Origin of the sequence: Cellulomonas massiliensis JC225, from assembly GCF_000312005.1 — a bacterium.
Lineage (GTDB): Bacteria > Actinomycetota > Actinomycetes > Actinomycetales > Cellulomonadaceae > Cellulomonas > Cellulomonas massiliensis.
Map to the genome: position 1 here is coordinate 188,191 of NZ_HE978588.1, position 9,299 is coordinate 197,489.

At 73.6% G+C, this 9,299-nt stretch carries 8 protein-coding genes; all 8 read right to left on the reverse strand.

Annotated features, from left to right (window positions below; all coding sequences use genetic code 11):
* Nucleotides 1-848: RDD family protein (locus HGCM_RS18635; protein ID WP_019135018.1), on the reverse strand; the 848-nt coding region annotated here is incomplete at its 3' end.
* A 145-nt stretch (nucleotides 849-993) separates the two neighbouring features.
* Nucleotides 994-1,998, reverse strand: a complete 1,005-nt coding sequence (locus HGCM_RS00915) for a polyprenyl synthetase family protein (RefSeq protein ID WP_019135019.1) — start codon at nucleotides 1,996-1,998, stop codon at nucleotides 994-996.
* Nucleotides 1,999-2,085: 87 nt separating this feature from the next.
* Nucleotides 2,086-3,807, reverse strand: a complete 1,722-nt coding sequence (nuoN, locus tag HGCM_RS00920) for an NADH-quinone oxidoreductase subunit NuoN (RefSeq protein ID WP_019135020.1) — start codon at nucleotides 3,805-3,807, stop codon at nucleotides 2,086-2,088.
* Entirely contained in the window at nucleotides 3,804-5,333 is a 1,530-nt protein-coding gene (locus HGCM_RS00925; protein ID WP_019135021.1) for an NADH-quinone oxidoreductase subunit M, read from the reverse strand. The genes nuoN and HGCM_RS00925 overlap by 4 nt, the downstream gene beginning before the upstream one ends.
* 15 nt (nucleotides 5,334-5,348) lie before the next feature.
* A complete protein-coding gene (gene nuoL / locus HGCM_RS00930; protein ID WP_019135022.1) occupies nucleotides 5,349-7,349 on the reverse strand; it encodes an NADH-quinone oxidoreductase subunit L in 2,001 nt (666 codons plus the stop codon).
* 10 nt (nucleotides 7,350-7,359) lie between these two features.
* A complete protein-coding gene (nuoK, locus tag HGCM_RS00935; protein ID WP_019135023.1) occupies nucleotides 7,360-7,659 on the reverse strand; it encodes an NADH-quinone oxidoreductase subunit NuoK in 300 nt (99 codons plus the stop codon).
* Entirely contained in the window at nucleotides 7,656-8,603 is a 948-nt protein-coding gene (locus tag HGCM_RS16285) for an NADH-quinone oxidoreductase subunit J (protein ID WP_019135024.1), read from the reverse strand. Before HGCM_RS16285 ends, nuoK begins: the two co-directional genes overlap by 4 nt.
* Nucleotides 8,600-9,277 (reverse strand): NADH-quinone oxidoreductase subunit NuoI, encoded by a 678-nt coding sequence (gene nuoI, locus HGCM_RS00945; protein WP_081596421.1) that lies wholly within the window; start codon nucleotides 9,275-9,277, stop codon nucleotides 8,600-8,602. The genes HGCM_RS16285 and nuoI overlap by 4 nt, the downstream gene beginning before the upstream one ends.
* Between the last annotated feature and the right edge of the window lie 22 nt (nucleotides 9,278-9,299).

Consider the following 9,299-nt stretch of genomic DNA (forward strand, 5'->3'; position numbering starts at 1 on the left):
GGCGGCGGCGCGTCCGCCGGGGCCGGCGGGTCCGCGACGTCCGGGACCGCCCCCGCCTCGGAGGGACCGGCCTGCGTCAGGGAGAAGCCCGTGATGACGGCGGCGTCGGGGGACGACGGACCGCTCAGCGGGCGCACGGCGGGCGGGACGTCGATGAGCGGCGGCGCGGGGATCCTCGGCACGACGTCCGTGGCGGCCGTCGCGAGGCCGTCGCCGGACGCCTCGGGGTCGGTCTCCGGCGCGACGGGCGGCGGGCCGGGGTCCGGCACGGGAGCGGGACCCAGCGTCCGCTCGAGAGCGCCGGCCCACGCGGACGCCGGCTGGTGCGCGGGCTCGCGCAGCGCGGACGCGCGCACGACGTACGTCCCCGCCACTCGGTCGTGCCACCCCTGCATGTACAGCCCGTGGTCGAACGCGGCGGAGGCGACGACCACCCACTGCCCGACGAGGCACGCGAGCGACGAGACCCCCACGACGAGCTGGCGCAGCAGCACGCGCCCCAGCCCGGCGGGCCGGCCGGTCGCCACGGCGACGGTGCGGATGCCGACCGCGGCACCGCCGGCCGTCGCGCCCGTGAACGCCTCCGCGAGCCACTGGGCCACGGCCACGACCAGCGCCGCGACCGACGGCAGCAGCAGCGCCGCGGCCGACGGCCGGCCCTGCTGCACGGCGGGCACCACGACCAGCGCGTAGACGACCGCGACCGGGACCGCCATGACGACCAGGTCGACGACGTACGCCAGCACGCGCAGGCCGACGGGCGCGAGCGACGCGACGGCCGGCACCGGGGCGTGCGCGCGCACGTCGCGGCGAGCCGGTGACGGCGGGCCGTACGGCGAGTGGCTCACTCGACCTCCTGACGGGACGGGCGCGCGACGGCGCGGGGGCTCGTGCCGCAGCACGGGCCGCCGACATGGTGCCAGACGCCGGCGCCCCTCGGCGCCAGGTCGGGCCCGCCGGGCCCGGCTCCGGCCCTCTCCGGCCCGGTCCGGCTCAGCTCGCCCGGTCGACGAGGGCGTCGGCGAACGAGACGAAGGCGTCCTTGACCGCCCCGTCGGGGAGCGGCTCGAGAACCGCGAGCGCCGCCCGGGCGCGCTCGACCGCGAGCGCGCGCGTCTCCTCGACGACCGGGTGGACCCGCAGCAGCGCGACGGCGTGCGCGAGCGCGTCGTCGTCCGAGAGGTCGGCGTCCAGGGCGGCGAGCGCCTCGCGGTCCGCGGCGGTGGCGCCGGGCGACGCCGCGCGCTGGCGCAGCAGCAGGGCGGGCATCGTCGGGACGCGCTCGCGCAGGTCGGTGCCCGGCGTCTTGCCCGAGAGCGTGCCGTCGGACGTCAGGTCCAGCACGTCGTCGGCCAGCTGGAACGCGATGCCGATCTGCTCGCCGAACTCCGTGACGAGGGTGACGACGCTGCTCGGGCAGCCGGCGAACATCGCGCCGAGCCGGGCCGACGTCGCGATGAGCGACCCCGTCTTGTCGGAGAGGACCCGCAGGTAGTGCTCGACGTGGTCCTCGTCGTCGCGCGGGCCGACCGTCTCGTGCAGCTGGCCGAGGCACAGCCGCTCGAAGGTGCCCGCCTGGATGCGGACCGCCTCGGGCCCGAGCCCCGCGACGGTCGCCGACGCGCGGGCGAACAGCAGGTCGCCGGTGAGGATGGCGACGGAGTTGCCCCACACCTCGTGCGCGGCGGGGGCACCGCGCCGCACGGGCGCGGAGTCCATGACGTCGTCGTGGTACAGCGTGGCGAGGTGGGTGAGCTCGACGACCACCGCGGCGTCGATGACCTCCCGCCGTTCCCCGTCGCCGAGCTCCGCCGTCAGCAGCGTCAGCAGCGGGCGCAGCCGCTTGCCGCCGGCGTTGACGAGGTGCCGCGACGCGTCGTCGGCGAGGGCGTCGGCGTGCGCGACGGCGTCGCGCAGCCGCTCCTCGACGAGCTCCAGACGGGCCGCGAGCCGCTCGGAGAGCGCATGGTCGGCGAGCGGGATGGCCGTGGCAGTCACACCCAGAACCTATCTCGCCTGCGACGTCGCGTCCGGACGCCCCTCGGGCAGCCCGGACCCGGGCGGGGTGGCGCGCTCATCCGACGGTCACGGCAGGAACGTGGCGATCGAGGCGATCGCGTCGAGCACCGGCTGCGGCGCGACGCCGAGCAGCACCGTGAGCACGGCGCACACGGTCACCGCCGCGACGACGCCGCGGCCGCGCACGACCGTCGTGGTGACGGTGCGCTCGCCGGTCGCCGTGCGCTCGGCCGTGAGCGTCGCAGCCGTCGCGCCCGACGCCTCGACCGGCGCCGCCTCGACCGGAGCCTGCTCGACCGGAGCCTGCTCGACCGCGGCCGTCCCGCCGTCCTGCTCGGGCGCGCCCGGGACCGCCGGCTCGGTGAAGTACATGAGCACGACGATCCGCACGTAGAAGAACACGGCCGCGGCGGAGCTCAGCACGCCGACGAGCGCCAGCGGCCACGCGCCGCCCTCGACCGCCGCCGAGAACACGCTGAACTTCCCGATGAACCCGGCCGTCAGCGGGATCCCCGCGAACGAGAGCAGGAAGAGCGTGAACACGCCGGCGAGCACGGGGTGGCGGCGGCCGAGCCCGGCCCACTGCGACAGGTGCGTCGCCTCGCCGAGCACGTCCCCCTCGCCGCCGTCGGCGCCGACCGAGCGCTCGCGCACGAGCCAGACGACCGCGAAGGCACCGACGGACGCCGCGCCGTACGCGAGCAGGTAGAAGAGCGTGCCGTGCAGGCCCTGCTCGTTGAGCGCGACGACGCCGGTGAGGATGAAGCCGGTGTGCGCGACGGCCGAGTAGCCGAGCACGCGCTTGATGTCGGTCTGCACCAGCGCGACGACCGTGCCCACCACCATCGTCGCGATCGCGACCGTCCACAGCACGACCTGCAGGTCCCACTGCATCCCGGGCAGGCCGACGTACACGAACCGCAGGAGGGCGCCGAAGGCGGCGATCTTCGTGCAGGCGGACATGAACGCGGTGATCGGCGTCGGGGCGCCCTGGTACACGTCCGGGGTCCACGCCTGGAACGGCACGGCGCCGACCTTGAAGAGCAGGCCCGCCATGACGAGCACCGCGCCGACCAGCAGCAGGCTCTCGGTCCCGGTGACCTGCTGCGTCGCCGCGGAGATCTCCGAGAGCTTCAGGGAGCCCGAGTACCCGTAGAGCAGCGCGATGCCGAACAGCAGCAGCGCGGAGGCGAAGGCGCCCAGCAGGAAGTACTTGAGCGACGCCTCCTGCGACAGCAGCCGCCGTCGCCGTGCCATGCCGGTCATGAGGTAGAGCGGCAGGGACAGCACCTCGAGGGCGACGAACAGCACGAGCAGGTCGGACGTCGCCGGGAAGACCAGCATGCCGCCGACCGCGAAGAGCAGCAGCGGGTACAGCTCGGTCTGCTGCAGCCCCTTCGTGCGGGCGAGCGCCTCGTAGTCGGAGCCCGGGATGGACGCCGCGGAGGGGGCGAACGCGTCCAGGCCGGTCGACGTGCGGTCGGCGATGACGAGCAGCGCGACGATCGACAGCACGAGGATCGTCGCCTGCACGACGAGCGTCACGCCGTCGACGGCCAGCGAGCCGCCGATGACGTCGCGCCCGCCGTCGTCCCGCACGGACGGCCAGAGCAGCGCCACGGCGAGCAGCGCGCCGGCCAGGGCCGCGAACGCGACCGCCACCTGCGTCGTGCGCCGCACGCGCGCCGGCACGAACGCCTCGAGCAGGACGCCGACGACGGCGGCCACCAGGACGACGGCGACGGGGGCGATCGCCGCCCAGTCGACGTGGGGTGCGGTGAAGCTCATCGGTCGCCTCCCTGGGCGGTCGTCGGCACGTCCGTGACGCCCACCTGCTCGAGCGTGACGGCCGCGGGCGGCCGCACGAGGTCCAGCGCGGGCGCGGGCACGAAGCCGAGCACCAGCATGATCGCGACGAGCGGGGCGACGGCCCAGCGCTCGTGGGAGCGCAGGTCCGCCATGCCCTCGAGCCCCGGTCGCACGGGTCCGGTGAACACCCGCTGGTACGTCCAGAGCACGTAGATCGCCGCGAGCACGACGCCGAGCGTCGCCACGACGGCGGCCGCCGGGTGGCGGGCGAACGTGCCGACGATGACGAGGAACTCGCTGACGAACGTCGACAGGCCGGGCAGCGACAGCGCCGAGAGGCCGATGACGAGGAACAGCCCGGCGAGCACGGGCACGACCTTCTGCAGGCCACCGAAGTCGGCGATCTGCTGCGAGCCCCGCCGGGCCACCAGGAAGCCGGCGACCAGGAAGAGCGCTCCCGTCGAGAAGCCGTGGTTCGCCATGTAGAACGACGAGCCGGCCACCGACGTGGACGTGAAGGCGAAGATGCCCAGGACGATGAAGCCGAAGTGCGACACCGAGGTGTACGCGACGAGCCGCATGAGGTCCTTCTGGCCGATCGCCAGCAGCGCGCCGTACAGGATCGAGACGAGCGCCAGCACGATCACCGCGGGGGCGAACCAGCGCGACGCGGCCGGGAAGAGCGGCAGGCACAGCGTGAGCATCCCGAAGGTGCCAACCTTGTCGAGCACGCCGACGAGCAGCGTGGACGTGCCGGCGGGCGCCTGCTCGGCGGCGTCCGGGAGCCAGGTGTGCACCGGGAACATCGGCGCCTTGATGGCGAACGCCAGGAAGAACGCGAGGAACAGCCAGCGCTCGGTCGTCGGGTCCAGGGGCAGGCCCGTGAGGTTCGCCGTGAGGAAGCCCTCCGCGCCGCGCGGCCCCTGCAGGTACAGCGCGATGACGCCGACGAGCATGACCAGGCCACCGGCCAGCGAGTAGATGAGGAACTTCACCGCCGCGTACCGCCGCTTCGGCCCGCCGAAGCCCCCGATCATGAAGTAGACCGGGATGAGCATCGCCTCGAACAGGACGTAGAAGAGGAACACGTCCCGCGCCGCGAACACCGCGACGATGAAGGCGGTCAGCGCGAGCACCAGCGCGAGGTACTGCCGCAGCCGGTCGCTCGCCACGGTCTCGCTGCCCTGCTCGCGCCACGCCGCCAGGACGACGAGCGGCACCAGCAGCAGCGACATGCCGATGAGCAGCATGCCGACGCCGTCGACGCCGACCGCGTACGAGACGCCGAGCGCCGGGATCCAGTGGTGGAGCTCGGTGAGCTGGTGGGTGCCCGCCGCGCCGGTGTCGAACTGCGTGAGCGCCACGACGAACAGCGCCAGCTCCGCGAGGGCGAAGCCGAGCGCGACGCCGCGTGCGCGGGTCCGCAGCGAGGCGGGCAGCACCCACAGCGCGACCGCGCCGACGAGCGGCAGCACGATCAGGGTGGTCAGCCAGGGGAAGGACATCGGTCAGGGGCTCCTTCAGCTCTGGGTGACCAGGAGGACGACGAGGAGGACGACCAGGCCGGCGAGCATGCCGCCGGCGTACGACCGGACGAACCCGGTCTGCAGCCGGCGCAGCAGCGCGCCGAGCCCGACGGTGGTCTTGCCCAGGCCGTGCGCCCCGCCGTCGACGACCGCGCCGTCGACGAAGACGAGCGAGCGGGTCAGGTGCTGGCCGGGCTCGACGAGCAGCGCGTCGTTGACCTGGTCCTGGTAGAGGTCCACCCGGGCGGCCCGCGTGAGCGCGGTGCCGATCGGCGGCGCCACCGGCACGGTGGAGACCGCGTACCGGCGCCAGGCGAGCACGCCGCCCGCGAGCACCAGCACGAGGGTCAGGGTGACGATCAGCCAGACCGGCAGGACGGGCTCCCCGTGCTCGGCGTGCCCCGTGACGGGCTCCAGCCAGTGCGTGAACCAGCCGCCGACCGAGAGCAGCGCGCCGAGGCCGACGGAGCCGACCGCGAGCACGATCATCGGCCACGTCATGAGCGCCGGGGCCTCGTGCGGGTGCTGGTCGCCGCCGTCCCGGCGCGAGGACCAGCGCCGCTCCCCCTCGAACGTCATGAAGAACAGGCGCGACATGTAGAACGCGGTGATCCCCGCGCCGATCAGCGTGACGAGCCCGAACACCCAGGCCCGCCAGAGCTGGCCGTCCTGCGGGACGAACGCCGCCTCGATGATCTTGTCCTTGCTCCAGTACCCCGCGAACGGCGGGATGCCGAGGATCGCGAGCCAGCCGGCCATGAAGGTGAAGTACGTGACCTTCATGTAGCGGCCCAGGCCGCCGAACCGGCGCATGTCGACCTGGTCGTCCATGCCGTGCATGACCGACCCGGCGCCGAGGAACATCCCGGCCTTGAAGAAGCCGTGCGTGACCAGGTGGAAGATCGCGAACGCGTAGCCGACCGGCCCGAGCCCGGCGGCCAGCACCATGTACCCGATCTGCGACATCGTCGACGCGGCCAGCGCCTTCTTGATGTCGTCCTTGGCGCAGCCGACGATCGCCCCGAACAGCAGCGTGATTGCGCCGACGACGACCACCACGAGCTGGGCGGTCGGCGCGGCGTCGAAGAGGACGTTCGAGCGGACGATGAGGTAGACGCCCGCGGTCACCATCGTCGCGGCGTGGATGAGGGCCGACACCGGCGTGGGGCCGGCCATCGCGTCGCCGAGCCACGACTGCAGCGGGAACTGCGCCGACTTGCCGCACGCGGCGAGCAGCAGCATGAGCCCGATCGCGGTCATCGTGCCCTCGGAGACGCCCGAGAGGTCCGCCGTCAGCACCGTCTGGAAGTCCACGCCGCCGAACGTCGCGAACATCAGCCCGAGCGCGACCAGCAGGCCGATGTCGCCGATGCGGTTCGCCACGAACGCCTTCTTGGCGGCGACCGCGTACGGGAGGTTGTGGTTCCAGAACCCGATGAGCAGGTACGACGCCAGGCCCACACCCTCCCACCCGACGAACAGCAGCAGGTAGCTGTTCGCGAGGACGAGGACGAGCATCGCGGCGACGAACAGGTTGAGGTACGCGAAGAACCGGCGCCGGTCCGCGTCGTGCTCCATGTACGCGACCGAGTACACGTGGATGAGCGTCCCGACGAAGGTCACCAGGAGCACGAACGTCAGCGAGAGCGGGTCGAGCCGGATCCCGGCGTCCAGGTGGAACGCGCCGGCGTCGATCCAGCGTCCGAGGTGCACGTCGAGCACGCGGTCGTCCGCGGGACGGCCCAGCAGCGCGACGAAGGTCGCGAGACCGACGACGAACGCGCCGGCCGAGGCGAGCACACCGAGCCAGTGGCCCCACCGGTCGGCGCGGCGGCCGAGCAGCAGCAGGAGCGCCGCGCTCGCGAGCGGGAGCCCGACGAGCAGCGGGGCGACGGCGTAGATGCCGCCGCGCACCGGCGCGGACGCGATCGGCTCGATCGTCTCGAGGGGCAGCGCCGCGGGCAGCGCTGCGACGAGGGCAGTCAGGGTGTGCACGGGCCGCCCCTCAGCTCTTCAGCAGGTTCGCGTCGTCGACCGAGGCCGAGCGACGGGTTCGGAAGATCGCCACGATGATCGCGAGGCCGACGACGACCTCCGCGGCCGCGACGACCATGACGAAGAACGCGAGCACCTGACCGGTGAGGTCGCCGTGCATCCGCGCGAAGGTCACGAGCATGAGGTTGGTCGCGTTGAGCATGAGCTCGACGCCCATGAACACGATGATCGCGTTGCGCCGCAGCAGCACGGCGCTCGCGCCGATGCTGAACAGCAGCGCCGAGAGCACCAGGTAGTTGGTCAGGCTCACCGGTCCGCCTCCGCCTGCTCGCTGTGCCCGCCGCTGACCGTGCTCGCGTCGCCGCCCGCCTGCGGGGGCGGCGTCTCGAGCGGGTCCACCGGCGCGTGCGGCCGCTCGTCGCGCAGGGGCTCGTTCGCCGCCCCGCCCGCGAGGACGCGGTCGATGCGCGCGGCGTACTCGCGCGCGTCCGCCTCCTGCCCGCGCACGCGCAGCACGCGGGGCACCGAGTGCTCCAGCGGCCGGCCGTCGGGGCCGAGGGCGGGCACGTCCATGGCGTTGTGCCGCGCGTACACGCCCGGCGCCGGCAGCGGCGTGAGCACCGCCTGCGCGGCGACGCGCGCGTCGGCCCGCTCGCGCTGCCCGACGCGCGGCGTGAGCCGCTGGCGGTGCGTCAGGACGAGGGCGCCGAGGGCCGCCGTCACGAGCAGCGCGCCGACGACCTCCATCGCGAAGACGTAGTCCTGGAAGATCACGCGCGCGACGCCGACGGGGTTGGAGTCGGCGTTCGCGGCGTCGATGCCGGTGGGCGGCCCGTAGACCGCCGTCCCGACCACGCCCGCGAGCACCACGGCGAGGCCCAGCCCGGCCAGCGCGCCGATCCACCGCTGCCCGCGGATGGTCTCGACGAGCGAGTCGGACTGGTCGACGCCGACGAGCATGAGGACGAACAGGAACAGCATCATCACGGCGCCGGTGTAGACGACCACCTGGACGATGCCGAGGAAGATCGCGCCCTGCGCCACGTAGAGGAACGCCAGGCTGATCATCACCAGGACCACCGCGAGGGCGGCGTGCACGGCCTTGCGGGCGAACAGCAGGCCGAGCGCGGCCAGCACCATGACCGGCGCCAGCACCCAGAACAGCGCGGCCTCGCCCGTGGACGTCGTGCCGCCGGCGAGGTCCGCAGCCGGCAGGACCGCCGGCAGCTGCGCCAGCGTCGCGATCGCGCTCATCGACGCCCCTGCTTCGTCGCGCCCGCCACGATGCGAGCCATCTCCTGGGCGGTCTCGCCCGGCTCCGAGGCGGCCTCGAGGCCCGCGCCGCCGGGCAGCGTCGGGTCGTCGGGACGGTGCTCCGCGACCCAGGCGCGCTGCGCCTCGGTCGAGCCGGTGACCTTGCCCTGGTAGTAGTCGGTGTCCGTCGTGCCCTCGACCATCGGGTGCGGGGCCGCGAGCATCCCCTCGCGCAGGGGCGCGAGCAGGTCCTGCTTCTCGTAGATCAGCCCCTTGCGGGTCGGCCCGGCGAGCTCGTAGTCGTTCGTCATCGTCAGCGCGCGCGTCGGGCATGCCTCGATGCAGAGCCCGCAGAAGATGCAGCGCAGGTAGTTGATCTGGTAGACGCGGCCGTACCGCTCCCCCGGTGAGCGCTGCTCCTCCGGCGTGTTCTCGGCGCCCTCGACGTAGATCGCGTCGGCGGGGCACGCCCACGCGCACAGCTCGCAGCCGATGCACTTCTCGAGCCCGTCGGCGTACCGGTTCAGCTGGTGGCGGCCGTGGTACCGCGGCTTGCTCGGCACCTTCTCGGACGGGTACTGCTCCGTCACGGTCGGCCGGAACATGTTGGACAGGGTCACGCCGAAGCCGCCCACCGGGGCGAACAGCTCCGCGAGCCCGGACCGCTTCGGGATCCGGGACGTGAACGTCGCGGGC